This window comes from Microvirga sp. 3-52, assembly GCF_018383585.1.
Lineage (GTDB): Bacteria > Pseudomonadota > Alphaproteobacteria > Rhizobiales > Beijerinckiaceae > Microvirga.
In genome coordinates this window covers 381,417-400,311 of the sequence record NZ_JAHAMK010000001.1, presented here as the reverse complement: position 1 = coordinate 400,311, position 18,895 = coordinate 381,417, and the positions used below count along the sequence as shown (strand labels likewise).

Here is an 18,895-nt window from a genome sequence, read left to right as displayed (position 1 = left end):
GTCAGAACAGGAAGTAGCGTTGAGCCATGGGAAGGACCTCGGCGGGCTCGCAGACAAGCAGCTCGCCGTCGGCACGAACGTCGTAGGTTTCGGGATCGACCTCGATCAGAGGTGTCGCATCGTTGTGCACCATGTCCTTCTTGCCAATTCCGCTGCGGACGTTCTCGACGGCAACGAGCCGCTTCTGGACACCGAGCTTCGCCGCCAACCCATTCTCCACCGCGGCCTTCGATACGAAGGTGAGTGAAGTCGTGGCAAGAGCCCGCCCGTAGGCACCGAACATGGGCCGATAATGCACCGGCTGCGGCGTCGGAATCGAGGCGTTCGGATCGCCCATCAGGGCCGCCGCGATGGCGCCACCCTTGAGCACGAGATCGGGCTTCACGCCGAAGAATGCCGGAGTCCAGACCACGAGATCAGCGAGCTTACCGACCTCGACCGAGCCGACATGCCTGGACACGCCGTGGGCGATGGCTGGATTGATGGTGTATTTTGCCACGTAGCGACGGGCGCGGAAGTTGTCGTTGTCACCGGTCTCGCCGGGAAGCGCGCCGCGCTGAACCTTCATCTTGTGAGCCGTCTGCCACGTGCGGATGATGACCTCGCCGACACGGCCCATGGCCTGGCTGTCGGAAGACATCATCGAGAGCGCACCGATGTCGTGCAGGATATCCTCGGCCGCAATGGTCTCCTTGCGGATGCGGCACTCGGCGAACGCGAGATCCTCCGGGATCGAGGGCGAGAGATGGTGGCAGACCATGAGCATGTCGAGATGCTCGTCGATGGTGTTCACCGTATAGGGCCGCGTCGGGTTGGTGGAGGACGGCAGCACATTGGGCAGGCCCGCCACCTTGATGATGTCCGGCGCATGCCCGCCGCCCGCTCCTTCCGTGTGGAAAGCGTGGATCGTGCGGCCCTTGAAGGCCGCGATCGTATCCTCGACGAAGCCGGATTCGTTGAGCGTGTCGGTGTGGATCATCACCTGCACGTCATAGGCATCGGCGACGGAAAGGCAGCAATCGATGGCCGCCGGTGTCGTGCCCCAGTCCTCATGCAGCTTCAACGCGCAGGCGCCGGCCTGGATCATTTCTTCCAGAGCACCCGGCTTGGAGGCATTGCCCTTGCCCGTAAAGGCCAGGTTCATCGGGAAAGCGTCGGCCGCTTCGATCATGCGGGCGATGTGCCACGGTCCTGGCGTGCAGGTGGTGGCGAAGGTTCCGGTCGCCGGGCCTGTCCCACCGCCCAGCATCGTGGTGATGCCGGACATGAGCGCCTCTTCGATCTGCTGCGGGCAGATGAAGTGGATATGCGAGTCGAAGCCGCCGGGCGTGATGATCTTGCCCTCGCCCGCGATGATCTCCGTGCCGGGCCCGATGATGATGTCGACATTGGGCTGCACGTCCGGATTGCCCGCCTTGCCGATGGCCGCAATCCGGCCGCCTCTGATGCCGATATCGGCCTTCACGATGCCCCAGTGGTCGAGGATCACCGCATTGGTGATGACGGTGTCGACCGCGCCCTCGGCCCGGGTCGTCTGCGCCTGCCCCATGCCGTCGCGGATGACCTTTCCGCCGCCGAACTTCACCTCCTCGCCATAGGTGGTGAAGTCCTTCTCCACCTCGATCACGAGAGCTGTATCGGCAAGACGAATGCGGTCGCCCTTGGTCGGGCCGAACATGTCGGCATAGCCGGAGCGCGGGAGGGAAGCGGGCCTTCTGGTATTCGACATCACAGCGCTCCCATCACGGCCTGGCGGAATCCATAGACCTCGCGCTTGCCGGAAAGCGGGATGAGCACCACCTCGCGGGTCGAGCCGGGCTCGAAACGCACAGCCGTGCCGGGAGCAATGTCGAGCCGCATGCCGCGGGCCCTCTCCCGGTCGAACGACAAAGCCGGGTTCGTCTCAAAGAAATGATAGTGGCTGCCGACCTGGATCGGGCGGTCGCCCGTGTTGGCGACGGTCAACACGATGCGCTCGGCGCCCTCGTTGAAAATGATCTCACCCTCCTGCGCCATCACTTCACCGGGCACATCCTTGGACGCCGCGCCACGGATCGGATGATGCACGGTGACGAGCTTGGTGCCATCGGGAAAAGTCGCTTCTACCTGCACGTCGTGGATCATCTCGGCAACGCCTTCCATGACCTGATCGGCGGTGATGACATGCGCGCCCGCCTCCATCAGCTCGGCGACGGAGCGTCCGTCGCGTGCACCCTCCACGACCGTATCGGTGATGAGGGCGATGGCTTCCGGATGATTGAGCTTCACGCCGCGCTCCAGACGCCGGCGGGCGACCAAGGCGGCCATGGCGATCAGAAGCTTGTCTTTTTCACGGGGGGTGAGTTGCATGGTTCGACCTTAGCTGAGCCAGACACGAGGTAGAGGCTCGCGCCGAAAGGCGAGAAGAAACGGAACGGCCGCGGCGCGGAGCGCTTCGACCTTCATGGCGCAGAATCGTACGGCGAGAAGCCCATTCCATGCGCTGGCCGCAGCGTCGCAGCCATTAATGGAGGAGATGCTTTCACGCACGGTTTCGAGGCGCGCCTCGGCATCCGGCGCGACATGAATCAAGGTGGCGAAGGCACGGGCACCTTTCCCGACGCTGGGCTTCTGGAGGAGATCGGCAATCGATCCGCCGAGCCGCAGCGTATCGGCGTAGACGAGGCGCCCTCCACGCCGGATGCGCCAGCAATCCTCGAACAAGCCCTTCGCGATGTGCTCGGCCCGGGCTTCCCGTCCGAACACGACGGCCTCGAACATGGTCAGGCTCGCATCGTCAGGCATCTCGGCAGTGAGTTTTCGGCGCAGGCGTGCCCTGTCGAACAAAATGGTTTCCTGCGGCAGCCAGTCGAGCCGTGTGCCGGCCTCCAGCCTGAGGTTGACCGCCAGTTCCGCAACCGGCCCATCCGAACGATAGACCTTCTCGGCCGCGGGTGTCGCGACCGTTACCGCAGCGCCGGAGCGCGCCTCGATTCCGACGGAGAAGCGATCGCCGCACGCAATGCCTCCGGCCGTATTGACGAGAACGGCATCGAGACCACTTCCCTCGCCTTTCGGGAGCCTGATCCGCATGGATCCGCTCTCTTCGATCTGCATGGGCCGTGTGCGACTGCTCAAGCGCGCTGCGCTGAACGCAACACGCCCGACGGCGCGCTGGCGCTGTGGAGACACGGACTGGGAGAGACCATCAAATGGCCAAGCGTTGACGTACATCGTCTCCCTCAAGAGCAGAACGGTCGCCATGCTGCACGATCTCGCCGCGCTCCATCACGACGAACCGATCGGCGAGGTCGCGGGCGAAGTCGAAATATTGCTCGACCAGGAGGATGGCCATATCCTTTCGTTCGCGCAAGTAGGTAATCGCCCGGCCGATATCCTTGATGATGGAAGGCTGGATGCCTTCGGTCGGCTCGTCGAGCACAAGGAGACGCGGACGGGTGACCAGCGCCCGCCCGATAGCCAATTGCTGCTGCTGCCCGCCAGAAAGATCGCCGCCGCGCCGGCCAAGCATGGATTTCAGGACGGGAAACAGCTCGAAGACCTCATCCGGAATTTTCCTGTCGCCGCGCTTCAGGGGTGCAAAGCCCGTCTCAAGATTTTCCTTGACGGTGAGGAGGGGAAAGATCTCCCGGCCTTGCGGGACATAGGCGATTCCGAGCGCCGCCCGCTCGAAGGGCTTCAGGCGCGCGATGTCACGGCCCTCGAAGTGGATGCTCCCACCCGCGATCGGCCGGTGCCCGGCGATGGCGCGCAGCAACGACGTCTTGCCAACGCCGTTCCGGCCGAGCACGCAGGTGACCTCGCCGGTCGAAGCGGTCACGGATACACTGCGCAGCGCCTGTGCGGCACCGTAATACAGAGAGAGATTGTCGACCGAAAGCATCGTCATCGCCCCAGGTAAACTTCGACCACGCGCTCGTTCGCACTCACCGCATCGAGCGTTCCCTCGGCGAGCACCGTACCTTCGTGAAGGCATGTGACCTTCACATCGAGGTCACGCACGAAGGTCATGTCATGCTCGACCACGATGACGGCCTGCGTCTTCGCGATGTCGCGCAGGAGATCGGCCGTGTCGGCCGTTTCCTGGTCCGTCATTCCGGCGGCGGGTTCGTCGATCAGCAGGAGCTTGGGCTGCTGCGCCAGCAGCATGCCGATCTCAAGCCATTGCTTCTGACCGTGTGAGAGTTCCCCCGCCTTGCGGTGGCGGTGCGCCGTCAGGCGTACCCGCTCCAGAAGCGCCTCGATCCGCTCACGCTCCTGAGCCGTACGCCGCGACAGAAGCGTCGCGAAGGGAGAGCGGTTTTCCTTGAGCGCAAGGAGAATGTTGTCTTCGACGCTGTGCATCTCGAACACGGTCGGCGTCTGGAACTTCCGACCGATCCCGAGTTCGGCGATCGCAGCTTCGTCGAGCGCCGTCAGATCGTGAGAGCCCTCGAAGAGCGCCGTGCCTTCGTTCGGACGAGTCTTGCCGGTGATCACATCCATCATCGTAGTCTTGCCCGCCCCGTTGGGGCCGATGATGGCGCGCATCTCCGCATGATCGATCGCAAGCGACAGTGAATTCAAGGCGCGGAAACCGTCGAAGGACACGGAGACGTTGTCGAGGTAGAGAAGCGTCGGTGTGACGGGTGCAGACATGACTTACTCCGCCGCCTGGGAAACCGGTTCGGATATGGGCCGGGACTTCAGCCGCTGCCCGGCATGCGCCCAGAGATCCTTGGCCGCGCCAAGGATGCCGCGGGGCATCAGGAGCGTGACGAAGACGAAGAGGCCGCCGAGGGCGAAGAGCCAGAATTCCGGCAGCACGCCGGTGAACCAGGTCTTGCCTGCATTGACCAGAAGAGCGCCGAGAATGGGGCCTGCCAGCGTGCCGCGGCCGCCGACCGCCACCCAGATCACCACCTCGATGGAATTGGCGGGTGCGAATTCGCTCGGGTTGATGATGCCGACCTGCGGGACGTAGAGTGCGCCTGCGACGCCAGCCAGCATGGCCGAGAGCGTGAAGACGGCAAGCTTGTAGTGCTCGACACGATAGCCGAGGAATCGGGTACGGCTCTCCGCGTCGCGCACCGCCACGAGCACCTTGCCGAACTTGGAACTCACCACCCAGCGGCAGAGCAGGTAACCTCCAACAAGCGCTGCGACCGACAGGACGAACAGGACGATCCGCGTCGAGGCGGCCTGAATCGGAAAGCCCAGGATCTCCTTGAAGTCGGTCAGTCCATTATTGCCGCCGAAGCCCATGTCATTGCGGAAGAAGGCGAGCATCAGGGCGAATGTCATCGCCTGCGTGATGATGGAAAGATAGACACCTGTCACCCGCGAGCGGAAGGCGAACCAGCCGAACACGAAGGCGAGGATGCCCGGCACAAGCAGCACCATGACGGCTGCGAACGGGAGCCAGTCGAAGCCGTGCCAGAACCAGGGCAATTCCTTCCAGTTCAGGAACACCATGAAATCGGGAAGGATCGGATCGGCATAGACGCCGCGCGGCCCGACCTGGCGCATGAGATACATGCCCATGGCATAGCCGCCGAGCGCGAAGAAGGCGCCGTGTCCGAGAGAGAGAATGCCGCAGAAGCCCCAGATCAGATCGACCGAGAGCGCAAGCAGCGCGAAGGAGATATATTTGCCGAGCAGCGGCACGAGGTGGTCCGACAGGTGGAACGGGGAGGCCGGATCCACTGCCACGTTCAGGACGGGCACCAGAATGGCGGCCGCGCCCAGCAGGAGGAGGACGATGATGCTCTGACGATCGAGCACGGATTGCATTGTCATGCTTCGACCGCCCTGCCTTTGAGCGCGAAGAGACCGCGCGGACGCCTTTGGATGAAAAGAATGATCGCGACGAGCAGCACGATCTTGCCGAGCACCGCGCCCGCATAGGGCTCGAGCAGCTTGTTGGCGACGCCGAGCGTCATGGCGCCCACCAGCGTGCCCCAGAGATTGCCGACGCCGCCGAACACCACCACCATGAAGCTGTCGATGATGTATCCCTGCCCGAGATTGGGGCTGACATTGTCGATCTGCGAGAGCGCCACGCCGGCGATCCCGGCCACCCCCGATCCGAGCCCGAAGGCCAGCGCGTCGATGCGGTTGGTCCGGATTCCCATGGAGCCCGCCATGCGCCGGTTCTGCGTGACGGCGCGAACATACAGCCCAAGCGATGTGTACCGCAGCACGAGAAGCAGGGTCGCGAAGACCGCGAAGGCGAAAACGACGATGGCGATACGGTTATAGGTGAGGCTCAAGCCGCCGAGCTCCAGGGCCCCGCTCATCCAGGCCGGCGTGCCGACCTCGCGGTTGGTCGGGCCGAAGATCGTGCGCACCCCCTGCTGCAGGATGAGGGATATGCCCCAGGTGGCGAGAAGCGTCTCGAGCGGCCGCCCGTAGAGGAAGCGGATGACCGTGCGCTCGATGAGAATGCCGATCAGGCCGGCCACGAGGAACGCGAGCGGCAGCGCGATGAACAGGGAGGCGCCGAAAAGACCGGGCGCATGGGTCCGGATCACTTCCTGCACCAGGAAGGTAGCATAGGCTCCGATCATGACCATCTCACCATGGGCCATATTGATGACGCCCATGGTGCCGAAGGTGATCGACAGGCCGATGGCCGCCAGCAGCAGGACGGAGCCGAGGGAGACACCGTACCAGACATTCTGAACGGCACTCCAGAGCGCCAGCCGCGAGCGAATGCCCTCGGCCGCCTTGGCTGCAGCCTCCGACACATCCGCCGACGTTCCGGGCGGTAGCGAAGAGAGCAGAGCCAGCGCATCCTGATCGCCGCGTGCGTGAAGGATTTCGATGGCTGCCAGCTTCTGCGACGATGAGGCATCCGGTTTGCTCAAAACGATCGCGGCACGTGCGCTCTCGAGGGCATTCCGCAAGTCGGCGTCGCTCTCCTGCGCGATGGCCTTCTCGAGCGCCGGAAGAGCTGCCGCGTCGCGCGAGCGGAAAACCGCCCGGGCTGCATCGAGGCGTGTTCCGGCATCGGTGCTGAGCAAGGTCATGCTGCCGAGAGCCGCCTCGATGGCGCGGCGAACGCGGTTGTTGACCCGTACGGGCTTTGCGCCGGCCGGAGGCTCGACCGCCTGCCCGGTTGCGGCATCGACGAATTTGCCGGCAGCATCGCGGATATAGACCTGCCCTGCGGCGATCATCAGTCGTTCGTCGCGCAGAGCTTCGACGAGGCTCAATGATTGTCCATGGCCGCTGCCTGCCACGGCCCCGATGGCGGCCTCGGTGTCGGCATAGCTGTCGGCGGCGAACCTGGGCAGAGCGTCCTCATAGGGACCGGCTACCGCCGCGGCTGCCATTCCGACGAGCAGGACGAAGGCCTGCAGGAAGGTGCGCAAGCTGGTCATGCAATCAACTTCAATCGGAGGACAAGGCGAGGACGGCCGCAGGGCCGCCCTCGTTGCATCAGGCGCTCAGATCAGGCGCCGCACTTCTTCGTCGCGGTGTTGTAGTTGCCGCACTTGAGATCCTTCCAGTCGGCAATCAGATCCTTGGATCCGTCGAGATACTTGGACCAGGCATCGCCCGGAACGAGCGCGTCGGTCTGAGACACCGTGTCGAATTGTCCGTCCTCCTTGATCTCGCCGATGAGAACCGGCTTGGTGATGTGGTGGTTCGGGAGCATCTTGGAGACGCCGCCCGTCAGGTTCGGAACCTCGACGCCAACGATGGCGTCGATCACCTTGTCCGGATCCGTAGAGCCGGCCTTCTCCACTGCCTTGACCCACATGTTGAAGCCGATCACATGAGCTTCCATGGGGTCGTTGGTGACGCGCTTGTCGTTCTTGGTGAAGGTCTTCCACTTCTCGATGAACGCCTTGTTGTCGGGCGTGTCGACGGACTGGAAGTAGTTCCAGGCGGCCAGGTGTCCGACGAGAGGCTTCGTGTCGATACCCGCAAGCTCCTCCTCGCCGACGGAGAAGGCCACGACCGGAATGTCGGTCGCCTTCACGCCCTGGTTGGCGAGTTCCTTGTAGAACGGCACGTTGGCATCGCCGTTGATGGTGGAGACCACCGCGGTCTTCTTGCCGGCCGAGCCGAACTTCTTGATGTCGGCCACGATGGTCTGCCAATCGGCGTGGCCGAACGGCGTGTAGTTGATCATGATGTCCTCGGACTTCACGCCCTTGGACTTCAGATAGGCTTCGAGAATCTTGTTGGTCGTACGCGGATAGACGTAGTCGGTGCCGGCTAGAACCCAGCGCTCGACCTTCTCTTCCTTGGCGAGATAATCGACGGCCGGGATGGCCTGCTGGTTCGGAGCCGCGCCCGTGTAGAACACATTCCGCTCGCTCTCTTCACCCTCATACTGCACCGGGTAGAAGAGAACGCTGTTGAGTTCCTTGAACACCGGCAGCACGGACTTCCGGGACACGGAAGTCCAGCATCCGAACACGGCCGAGACTTTGCTCTGACTGATCAGCTCGCGTGCCTTCTCGGCGAAGAGAGGCCAGTTGGAAGCCGGATCGACGACGACCGCTTCGAGCTTCTTGCCGAGCAGACCACCCTTCGTGTTCTGCTCCTCGATGAGCATCAGCATGACATCCTTCAGCGTCGTCTCGCTGATCGCCATCGTGCCGGACAAGGAGTGCAGAACACCGACCTTGATCGTCTCCTGCGCTTGCGCCGTTCCCATCACGGCGCCGGAAACCAGCGCGGCGGAGGCCAGCGCCATCAGGTGTCTGCGGGTCATATTCAACATCGACATGGATCCTCTCCCTTGGCTGCCCTGTTTCAGGTGCAGCGTCGGGTGATGAGGCAAGAACCATGCCAGTGCGATTGATCCCGGATGCTTCAGAGTGTCCGGAAGCCCATCGTCTCGGCGGCGGGACTAGGATCACACGCGATCTGCCTGAAAAAGCGGCACAGGCTCAAGAATAGGGCTGCAACAACATGGCGCCGGAGATCACTTTTGCGCCTTGGAGCATCGGACCCAAAAGCGGACCCACTTTTTTGAAGAGCGCATCGTTCTTCGCGGAAACCGGATCCGCTTTTCGCTGGCGCGGCCCTTCGGGTCAGCCCATGCGCGAGCGAGAATGGCCCGACGTGCGTTCAGGCCATTCTCGCCGTCGTCAGGGCATTCGGTGGCAGAATCCGTCACACCTCGAATAACTGACTGACGGGAAATGCATTCTGCTCCAGAGCAGCCATCGGAATAGGAGAACGAGGTAACAGCAAGGACAGGGATCCGCGAACATGGTATAAAACGACCGCCTAATCGGGACAGGTGCGGCCATGTGGCGAACACCCCAACATCCATTCCGGTATCTCCCAAGCACTGTCGTGGCGATCTTGCTTGCGCTGGTCGGCCCGGTCGGCGCACAAGGCACGGGGAAGCTCCCGCCGCTTTCGGCATGTGCCAACCCGGCGGCTCGGATGGAGGTTGCCCCGACAGGATCGTTGCGGCTCGGCTTCGCGCTGGTGGGTCTCTGGGCGACCCGCGATCCGGGAAGCGACCGGCTTCAGGGCCTTGCCATCGAACTCGGGACCGCTCTCGGCAAACAACTCGGCCTCACACTGACACCGTTGCCCCATTCCAACCTGTCGAGTTTGATCGAGAAGGGTCGCGCAGGTGAGTGGGACATCGCGATCAGCGTTGTCACGCCCGAGCGCCGCGCACTTTTCGACTACTCCCCCACCGTCATGCTGGACGAGGCCACCTACCTTGTTCCGGCCGGGTCAGACATTCGCGTCGCTGCTGACGCCGATCGTTCCGGCACGCGCATTGCAGTGGTCAAGAACAACCCCACCGATCTCTATCTGACCAACATCATACGGCACGCTGAGCTGATCCGGGCGGAGAACGAGCAGGCGTCCATTGAGCTCGTGCGATCGGGGAATGCCGACGTGATGGCGCTTGCGCGCTGGAACGTGCCCGGCCGCCTGAAGCTGCTGCCGGGCCACCGTAGTCTGGACGAGAACTTCGCAGCACAACCCGTAGCCCTCTCACTTCAGAAAGGCCGGCCCGCCGCGTTGGCCTGCCTGGAGGCGTTCGCACGGGAGGGTGTCCGAACCGGGTTCGTCCGGGACGCCATCGCGCGCAGCGGTCATGTGGGGATTACACTTCCGAACGGCCCCTGACATCTGCCTCACGTGCCTTCGAAGCCGATGCGTACTTCTCGTCCGCAGCGAATGCATGTCTCGCGTGAGGCCGCGCCGGTCAAGGCCCGCCTGCCTGGGGAGCGAGGGCGAACAGAATCGGGCAGTCAGGCGCCGATGCTCCTCTACAATTGGCGCATCTTCGTCGGCTTTGCTTCAACTCTCACTCTGCACCACTCCGGAAAAGCGGCCGGGGCGACCGGATCAAGTCTGGTGAATTTTGCTCCCGAATGCCGTGTCGTCAGAGTGCCGAAAGATCACGTGAACGCGGCCCGGCGCGCCCGCTCGTAGACTTCCTGATAGCGTGACGCGGAACGATCCCACCCGTGCGGCCGCTGCATCGCCGCCCGGCGCATGGCCGTAAGACGGGGACGTGAGCGGAACGCGTCGAGCCCGCGCCTGATGGCGTCCTTGAAGCGGTTGAGCGAAGGCTCTCCGAACAGGAACCCGTTGACGCCGTCCTCGATGGTGTCGGCAAGACCACCCGTCCTGTGCGCGATCGGCAGCGAGCCGAACCGCTGCGCATACATCTGGCTCAGGCCGCAGGGCTCGAAGCGCGAGGGCATGAGCAGGAAGTCGCTGCCCGCATACATGCGCCGCGCGTCTCCCTCGTCATAGCCGATCTTCACGCCGACGGAACCCGGATGACGGCGGGTGAGCGCCTGAAGCTCCGCCTCGAAGCGGGGCTCGCCCTGACCGATGACGGCGATCTGCCCGCCCTGCGACACGATGGTTTCCGCCGCCGAAATGGCAAGGTCGACACCCTTCTGATGGACGAGACGCGATACCACGGCGAAAAGCGGCCCGTTCGACAGCGCAAGCCCGAAATTGTCGCGCACATTATTGGCATTGGCGCGCTTGCCGCGGCAATTCTCCGCGGAGAACGGGCTCACCAGATAGGGATCCGTGCTCGGATCCCAGCTTTCGTCGATGCCGTTGATGATGCCGTCCAGCCGTCCCTGTTCCGCACAGGTCCGGAGCAGCCCGTCGAGGCCGCAGCCGAATTCCGGCCGGGTGATCTCCTGGGCGTAGGTGGAGCTGACGGTCGTGATATGGGACGAGTAATAAATGCCCGCCTTCAGGAAGGAGAGCTTGCCATAGAACTCGACGCCGTTGATCTGAAAGGCAGCATCGGGAATTCCGAGATGGGACAGCCGGCTGCGATCGAAGTTTCCCTGGTAGGCAAGGTTGTGAATGGTCAGGATCGTCGGGATATGCTGACCGCGCCAAGCAAGATAAGCCGATGCGAGCCCCGACGGCCAATCGTTGAGATGCAAGAGATCGGCGCGCCACAGATGGTCGCCGTTGCCGCAGGCGATGTCGGCGGCGGCCAGGCCGAGGCGTGCGAAGCGGATATCGTTGTCGCTCCAGTCCGCGCCGAAGCCGTCGACATAAGGCGAACCATCGCGATCATAGAGTTCAGGGCAGAGCAGAACGTAAACCGTCAAGCCATCCTGCGTCGTCCCGCGCCCCAGGCCGCAGGCGGGAATCCCGAAGGAGGCCGGCAGGCGCGCAATCTCCTCGACAGGTCCGATCTGCGACAGAACCTGGCGATAGCCCGGGATCAGAATGCGCACGTCGTAATGGTGGCGCAGCGCCCGCGGCAGGGCGGCGGAAACCTCGCCGAGGCCCCCGGCCTTGATGTAATCGGCGATCTCGGAGGTGACGAAAAGGATGGACTGACGTCGTCTGACGGAAATCGACGGCTGGACGTTGTCCTTCAATTCGGCATGCGCCGCCGTCGGGAGAGCCACATTGGCCTCCAGGTGCAATGATTCCAGCATGTTCGCTCAGCGGCGCGATCCCCAGCGACCCCCCGCGCCATAGGCAGTCGCGCTGTCTAACTCTCTCGGTCCCGAATAGGTTCCACAGAATTTTCGGAAAATTTCTGACTAACTCAGACGGCCGGAGCTGCCATTCCGCAATTGCATGGCTATCCTCGCATCGGATCCGAGCTTGGCTGTTTTTTTGAACCAGCCTGGAACATTGCCTCAACATGCTCGTTCGCAAGTGCTTTCCTTCATGATTTCCGGGGATCCGATGCGGCGCGTTCACTCTATGCCCTTTGGGGCTGAGATAACCTCCGATGGCGTTCGCTTTGCCTTATGGGCACCGACGGCGCGCGAGGTAAGCCTTGTGCTCGATGGTGACGAGCGCCTGCTGAACGCAGATCACGGCGGATGGTACCGCCATGTGTCACAGGTGGCGCGAGCCGGAAGCCGGTACGGTTACAAGATCGACGGCAATCTCGTCGTGCCCGATCCCGCGTCTCGCTTTCAGACCGACGACGTTCACGACCTCAGCCTCGTGGTCGATCCCCAATCCTACGAATGGTCCGATTTGTCCTGGAAGGGCCGGCCATGGGAAGAAACAGTCCTCTGCGAAGTTCACGTCGGCACGGCTACGCCGGAGGGGACCTATGCGGGCCTGATGGACAAGCTCGACGGTTACCGAGACCTGGGCGTGACCGCGATCGAACTCATGCCGATCGGCGAGTTTCCGGGCCGGCGGAACTGGGGCTATGACGGCGTCCTGCCTTATGCCCCGGACGCGGCCTATGGCAGCCCGGAGGATCTCAAGCGTCTCGTCGAGCGGGCGCACGAGCTGGGCCTCATGATGTTCCTCGATGTGGTCTACAATCACTTCGGCCCATCCGGAAACTATCTTCACGCCTACGCCAAGAGCTTCTTTACCGATCGCCACCCGACACCCTGGGGCGCCGGGATCAATGTGGATGGTGAAGGCAGCCGCGTGGTGCGCGACTTCTTCTTCCACAATGCGCTCTATTGGCTGGAGGAATACCACTTCGACGGGCTGCGGTTCGACGCGGTCCACGCCATCACCGACGACGGCAAGCCTCACTTCATCGAGGAACTGGCGACCCGGATCCGTCAGACGATCCCCGACCGCCATGTTCATTTGGTGCTGGAGAACGAGGCAAACCAGGCACGCTGGATCAATCGCGACAACGACCGGAAGCCGAAGCTTCACACGGCGCAGTGGGCGGACGACATCCACAATTCCTGGCACGCCCTCCTGACCGGCGAGAACGAAGGATATTACGAAGATTATGCCGACAAGCCGCTCCAACACCTCGGGCGCGCGCTCGCCGAAGGCTTCGCCTATCAGGGGGATCCATCGCCGCACAAGGACGGCGTCGTTCGCGGAGAACCGTCCGGGCACCTGCCGCCGACGGCTTTCGTAGCCTTCCTTCAGAATCATGATCAGGTCGGCAACCGCGCCTTCGGCGACCGCCTGTCTCATTTGATCCCACCGGAGCGGCTTGCCCTCGCTCAAGCGCTCTTTCTTCTCTCTCCGCAGATCCCGCTGCTCTTCATGGGTGAGGAATGGGCTGCATCGACCCCGTTCCAGTTCTTCGTCGATTTCGAGAACGATCCCGATCTTGCGAAAGCCGTTCGGGACGGACGGCGCGGCGAGTTCAAGCGCTTCAAGGCCTTCGCGGATCCGGAAATGTCGCAGAAGATTCCGGATCCGACGGATCGCAGGACGTTCGAGCAATCCAGGATCGACTGGTCGGAGACCGATCGATCGCCCCATCGTGAAGTCTTGGCGCAGACCCGTCGCCTGCTCGATCTGCGGCGGACCGAAATCGTTCCTCTTCTCAAGAGCCGGTACCGCGGGTCGCGTTATCGGATCTCGCCGGACGACACGCTCGACGTGACCTGGACCTTTACCGACGGCACCCTTCGCCTTGTTGCGAATTTTAGCGGAAATCCGATGAACCGGAACATCGAGGACGATGCTCGCGTGCTCTGGTCGAGCCAGGCCATCGATGCGAATGAAAAGACTCTTCAACTTCCACCCTGGTCGGGTGTCATCGTGAAAGGACGATCGGCATGAGCAAGCTGGACGCTCTCGTGGAGCGCATGGCCGCCCTTGTCGGTATTTCCCCGGACTACACCGACGCTTTCGGCAGGAGCGTTCAGACAAGCCCGGCGACCCGGCAAGCGCTGCTGGCCGGGCTCGGCCTCGACGTCTCGTCCGAGTCCGGCGCGCGGGAGAGCCTCGCCCGGCTGGAGCGTCTGAAAGATGGCCCGCTCCCGGCGGTCATCACGATTGACGCGGACAATCCCTGGACGATCGATTTCCGCGCGTCTCCCGGGCGGCCGGAATGGATCCTGATCGAAGAGGATGGTGCGGTCCATGAAGGACGGCTCGCCGAGGGTAAGCGCACCCTGGACCTCCCCGCCTTGCCGCTGGGCTATCACCGCCTCCGGCTCGGCGACAAGGAGACGACCGTCATCGCTGCGCCACCCCGATGCTGGGAGCCTGAAGCCTTCCAAGGCGACGCAAGGCTCTGGGGCGCGACGGCTCAGATCTATTCGCTGCGCTCGGAACGCGATTTCGGCATCGGCGACTATTCCGATGTGGGCTTGTTTGCCGAGAGCGTCGGCCATCTGGGCGGGGCGTTTCTGGGACTCAGTCCCGTTCACGCGCTCTTCGCGTCGGATCGCTCCAAGATATCGCCCTATTCCCCATCCTCACGCCTGTTCCTCGAAGCGTTCTACATCGATCCGACATCGGTTGCAGGTTTTGTCGAGAGCGGCGCTCAAGCCCTTCTCGACGATCCAACCATGCAGGAGCGGCTGGCGCGGCTGCGCAGCGCTCAGCTCATCGATTATGCCGAGGTCTGGTCCATCAAGCGCCCGCTTCTCGAGGCCCTCTGGACACATTTCCAGAGATCCGGCGCGTCCTCCGCGTTCGAGGCGTTCCGGCGGGCCGGCGGCGAGGCTTTGGAGGCCCACGCGACCTTCGAGGCGCTCTCCGAGCATTTCCGGGAGCAGGGCCGTGCCTGGCTCGGCGACTGGCCCGAGGATTATCGAGCGGTCCATTCCGTGGCCGTCAGGCGCTTTCGCCTGGATCACGCGGAGCGCGTGGCCTTCCACGCCTGGCTGCAATGGCTGGCGGACGCTCAACTGGGCGAGGCCGCCGAGCGGGCCCGTGGCGCCGGCCTCCCGGTCGGCCTCTATCGCGATCTCGCCGTGGGTGCCGATGGAGGTGGGTCTGAGATCTGGGCGACGCCGGAGCGCTATGCCCCGAAACTGTCCATCGGAGCGCCTCCGGATCCGCTTGGACCGCAGGGTCAGGACTGGGGTCTGCCGCCCTTCAACCCGCTCACCCTGGAGGAGCAGGGCCTGGCCGCTTTCCGCGACCTCGTCTCGGCCAATATGCGCCATGCCGGCGCCATCCGGATCGACCACGCATTCCAGCTTCAGCGCCTGTTCCTGATCCCGTCCGGCGCCCCCGCCTCCCAGGGCGCTTACATCGATTACCCGTTCGAGGCCATGCTCGCGGTGCTGCGGGTGGAGAGCCACCGCGCCCGCTGCCTCGTGATCGCTGAGGATCTCGGCACGGCCCCCGAGGGCTTCTCCGACGCCATCATGCAGTCGGGGGTCCTGAGCTACCGGGTACTGCCCTTCGAGCGGGAAGGATCGGCCTTCAAGAAGCCGGAGCAGTATCCCCGCCCGGCCCTGGCCGTCATTACCACCCATGACCTGCCGACCCTCACCGGGTGGTGGCGCGGCCTCGATATCGACCTGCGCCAGACGCTCGGCATCTTCGAGCCGGCACAGGCTGCCGCCGAGCGCATGGCAAGGACCGCCGACAAACGGCACCTGACAGAAGCTCTGGCCGAGGAAGGCCTCCTCCCCTCGGGGCCAATTCCGGAGAAGCCGCCGCTCGAGGAAACGGTGCGCTATCTCGCCCGCACGTCCTCCGTGCTCACAGGCCTGCAGATCGAGGATGCTTCGGGCGAATTGAACCAGCCCAACATACCGGGCATGGATGTGGGGCACCCCAACTGGCGCCGGCGCCTGTCGAACACGATCGAGTCCATCGCCTCGCCCGGAAACCTGATGCCCAGGCTCGCCGTCGCTCTGGCAGAAGAAGGACGGGACGTCCGCTCCCGTCGAAACATCCTCGCCTCGCCCCCGCCTCGGGCCACCTACCGCCTGCAGTTCCACAAGGACTTCACCTTCGACGATGCGGTGAAGATCGTGCCCTATCTTGCGCGGCTCGGCATCAGCCACGTCTATTCCTCACCGATCCAGACGGCTGCGCCCGGATCTACCCATGGATATGACATCGTCGACCATTCAACTATCAATCCGGAACTCGGAGGAGAGGAAGGCTTCCGCCGGCTCTCGGACGCCCTGAAGGAGCACGGCCTCAAGCTCCTGCTCGACATCGTGCCCAACCATATGGGCGTGGGCGGAAAGGATAACGGCTGGTGGCTCTCGGTGCTCGAATGGGGCCGGCTCTCGCCCGTGGCAGAAGCCTTCGACATCGACTGGAATCGTCCCGACACCGAGGGCAAGCTGATCGTCCCATCCCTGGGCGGGCTCTACGGAGAGGTCCTGGAGAAAGGCGAGCTCGAGCTGAGATTCGATCCGGCGGAAGGCTCCTTCAGCGTCTGGCATTGGGAGCACCGCTTCCCGATCTGCCCGACGTCCTATCCGGTCGTGCTCGATCACGCGCTGGCTGTCGCCAATGATCAGGCGAAGTCTGGCGATTTACGCGCCCTCACCGAGCGCCTGCGAGCGCTGGGGGATCGCACGTCTGCGCCGGAAGAAGCGGAACAGATAAAGCGCGCACTCGCTCAAGCGGTCGCTGCCTCGCCGGCCTTACGGAAGGCCATCGACAGTGCCGTTGCGGGCATCAACGGCGTTTCCGGTCGACCCGAGAGCTTCAACACCCTGCACCGTCTCCTGGAGGCGCAGGCCTACCGCCTCTCCTACTGGCGCGTGGCATCGAGCGACATCAACTACCGCCGGTTCTTCGACGTCAACACCCTGGCGGGCATCCGGGTCGAGATTCCGGAGGTTTTCGAGAAGACGCACGAGCTCATCTTCCGGCTCGTGGACGAGGGCCTCGTCCACGGTTTGCGGATCGACCATATCGACGGCCTCGCCGATCCGGAGGGCTATACCCGTGCCCTTCAGCAGAAGGTGGGACCGGGCTTCTTCGTGGCGGTCGAGAAGATCCTGGAGCCGGGGGAGAACCTGCGACCCTGGCCGGTGGCCGGAACATCGGGCTATGACGTGCTCAACCTGATCGACGGCATACTGGTGAATGCCCGAGCAGGCGACACGTTCGAGCGCATCTATCGGGAGGCCTCAGGCCTTCAGGGTTCCTACGACGCGTTGCTGAAGCAGGCCAAGATCGAGATCACGGAAAAAAATTTCGCCAGTGAGCTGGAGGTTCTGGTCTCGGACATCAAGGCAATTGCCGATGCGGACCGGCGCACGCGGGACTATACGGCCTTCGCCCTGCGCCGGGCCCTCATCGAGATCGTCGCGGCCTTTCCCGTCTACCGCAGCTATCTCCGCGACGCAGAACCGGCGGCCGAGGATGTGAGACTGATCGAGGAAACGTTCGGGGCGGCGCAACAATCTAGCAGCCTCGCTGATCGCAGCGTGCACGATTTCATCGCCTCCGCCCTTCTCGGCAAGACGGTCGCCGATCCCGCCGATATTCGCCACTTCCGGCGGCGATTCCAGCAGCTTACAGGCCCCGTCATGGCCAAGAGCCTGGAGGATACCCTGTTCTATCGCTATGGCCGCCTGATCGCGCTCAACGAAGTCGGCGGCGACCCGGGCCATTTCGCTCTCTCGCTGGAAGCCTTTCACGAGGCGAATGCAGACCGCGCCCGCCACTGGCCGCACGCGATGATCGCCACCGCGACGCATGACACCAAGCGTGGCGAGGATGCGCGGGCCCGCCTGCTCGCCCTGTCGGAGATGCCGGCAGAGTGGATGCGGGCTCTCGACCTCTGGCGGGAGACAGTCGCCACTCACCTGTCCGAAGTGGATGGCGCACCCGCACCAGATGCCAACGATCAGATGATCCTGCTCCAGGCCCTTCTGGGCGCTTGGCCGCTGGAACTTCTGGAGGGAACCGACAGCAGGCAGCTTGCCGCATTCCAGGAGCGCATGGAGGGATATCTCGCCAAGGCACTCCGGGAAGCCAAACGGCATACGAGCTGGGTTGCTCCCAACGAGGCTTATGAGGCAGCAGCCCTCAAGCTCCTGCAGGCCCTGCTCGACCCCAAGAACGCGTTCCTTGATCGCTTCCAGCCTCTTGCCCGGCATCTCTCCCTTCTTGGCATGCTGAACGGCCTCTCACGGACCATCCTGAAGATGACGCTGCCGGGCGTGCCTGACGTGTATCAGGGGACCGAGTTCTGGGACTTTTCCCTCGTCGATCCGGACAACCGGCGGCCCGTGGATTACACAGCTCGCATCGAGGCTCTCGACATGAATGAGCCGCTCGCGGGTCCGATCAGGAACTGGTCCGATGGGCGGATCAAACAGCGTATCCTCTCGCGGCTGCTTCATGACCGTGCCGCATTGCCCGCCCTCTATGCCGAGGGCGATTATCGGCCCCTGTCGATCGAGGGCGAGCGGGCGTCTCACCTGCTCGGCTACATCAGGCAGCATGGCGAAGGTGCTCTTGCGATCATCGTGCCGCGTCTTTGGCGTGATCTGACCGACAGGGGCGGCCAGTCCGTCGATCACGCAATCTGGAGCGAGACGACGGTCGCTCTGCCCCATGGAACCTGGCGAAACATTCTGACAGGAGACTATATTCTCATCGACTCAGAGCGGCAAAAGGTTTCGGCACTTATGAACACTCTTCCCTTTGCCGTCCTCAGGCGCGACGGAGACGGGAACGCTCCGCGTTAATATAGATTATCGCAACACTCTTTAGCCGGCCTCGCTGCTTCTGGTCCGAGCTAGGACCTGCTCCATAATGAAGT

General features: G+C 63.4%; 12 protein-coding genes. 3 read left to right on the top strand and 9 right to left on the bottom strand.

The window, feature by feature from the left end; translation table 11 throughout:
- Position 1: 1 nt before the first annotated feature.
- The 8 genes from ureC to urtA form a co-directional block, all read right to left on the bottom strand.
- Complete coding sequence (gene ureC, locus KHP60_RS01815) at positions 2 to 1,729, bottom strand: urease subunit alpha (RefSeq protein WP_213561830.1); 1,728 nt, start codon at positions 1,727 to 1,729, stop codon at positions 2 to 4.
- Positions 1,729 to 2,349: an urease subunit gamma gene (locus KHP60_RS01810; RefSeq protein ID WP_213561829.1), complete on the bottom strand. Its 621-nt coding sequence runs from the start codon at positions 2,347 to 2,349 to the stop codon at positions 1,729 to 1,731. The genes ureC and KHP60_RS01810 overlap by 1 nt, the downstream gene beginning before the upstream one ends.
- Before the next feature lie 9 nt (positions 2,350 to 2,358).
- Complete coding sequence (locus tag KHP60_RS01805) at positions 2,359 to 3,072, bottom strand: urease accessory protein UreD (protein WP_249688398.1); 714 nt, start codon at positions 3,070 to 3,072, stop codon at positions 2,359 to 2,361.
- A gap of 115 nt (positions 3,073 to 3,187) precedes the next feature.
- Complete coding sequence (urtE, locus tag KHP60_RS01800) at positions 3,188 to 3,883, bottom strand: urea ABC transporter ATP-binding subunit UrtE (protein WP_213561899.1); 696 nt, start codon at positions 3,881 to 3,883, stop codon at positions 3,188 to 3,190.
- A 2-nt stretch (positions 3,884 to 3,885) separates the two neighbouring features.
- Positions 3,886 to 4,638, bottom strand: coding sequence for an urea ABC transporter ATP-binding protein UrtD (gene urtD / locus KHP60_RS01795; protein WP_213561827.1), 753 nt, complete (start codon positions 4,636 to 4,638; stop codon positions 3,886 to 3,888).
- 3 nt (positions 4,639 to 4,641) lie between these two features.
- Positions 4,642 to 5,778 (bottom strand): urea ABC transporter permease subunit UrtC, encoded by a 1,137-nt coding sequence (urtC, locus tag KHP60_RS01790; protein WP_213561825.1) that lies wholly within the window; start codon positions 5,776 to 5,778, stop codon positions 4,642 to 4,644.
- The gene (gene urtB, locus KHP60_RS01785; protein ID WP_213561824.1) at positions 5,775 to 7,364 is read right to left on the bottom strand and encodes an urea ABC transporter permease subunit UrtB; all 1,590 of its coding nucleotides are present in this window, start codon (positions 7,362 to 7,364) and stop codon (positions 5,775 to 5,777) included. Before urtB ends, urtC begins: the two co-directional genes overlap by 4 nt.
- A gap of 71 nt (positions 7,365 to 7,435) precedes the next feature.
- The gene (urtA, locus tag KHP60_RS01780; protein WP_213561898.1) at positions 7,436 to 8,692 is read right to left on the bottom strand and encodes an urea ABC transporter substrate-binding protein; all 1,257 of its coding nucleotides are present in this window, start codon (positions 8,690 to 8,692) and stop codon (positions 7,436 to 7,438) included.
- Positions 8,693 to 9,300: 608 nt separating this feature from the next.
- Between urtA and KHP60_RS01775 the strand changes: the two genes are divergently transcribed.
- Positions 9,301 to 10,098: a transporter substrate-binding domain-containing protein gene (locus KHP60_RS01775; RefSeq protein WP_213561822.1), complete on the top strand. Its 798-nt coding sequence runs from the start codon at positions 9,301 to 9,303 to the stop codon at positions 10,096 to 10,098.
- A 275-nt stretch (positions 10,099 to 10,373) separates the two neighbouring features.
- Here the strand turns inward: KHP60_RS01775 and glgA are convergent, their stop codons facing one another.
- Positions 10,374 to 11,900, bottom strand: coding sequence for a glycogen synthase GlgA (gene glgA / locus KHP60_RS01770; RefSeq protein ID WP_213561821.1), 1,527 nt, complete (start codon positions 11,898 to 11,900; stop codon positions 10,374 to 10,376).
- Between the two features lie 256 nt (positions 11,901 to 12,156).
- On the opposite strand from glgA, the gene treZ reads away from it, so the two are divergent.
- Both treZ and KHP60_RS01760 read left to right on the top strand, forming a co-directional pair.
- Positions 12,157 to 13,977, top strand: a complete 1,821-nt coding sequence (gene treZ / locus KHP60_RS01765; RefSeq protein ID WP_213561818.1) for a malto-oligosyltrehalose trehalohydrolase — start codon at positions 12,157 to 12,159, stop codon at positions 13,975 to 13,977.
- On the top strand, positions 13,974 to 18,821 hold the full coding sequence (locus tag KHP60_RS01760; protein ID WP_213561817.1) for a malto-oligosyltrehalose synthase: 4,848 nt from the start codon (positions 13,974 to 13,976) through the stop codon (positions 18,819 to 18,821). The genes treZ and KHP60_RS01760 overlap by 4 nt, the downstream gene beginning before the upstream one ends.
- Positions 18,822 to 18,895: the final 74 nt, after the last annotated feature.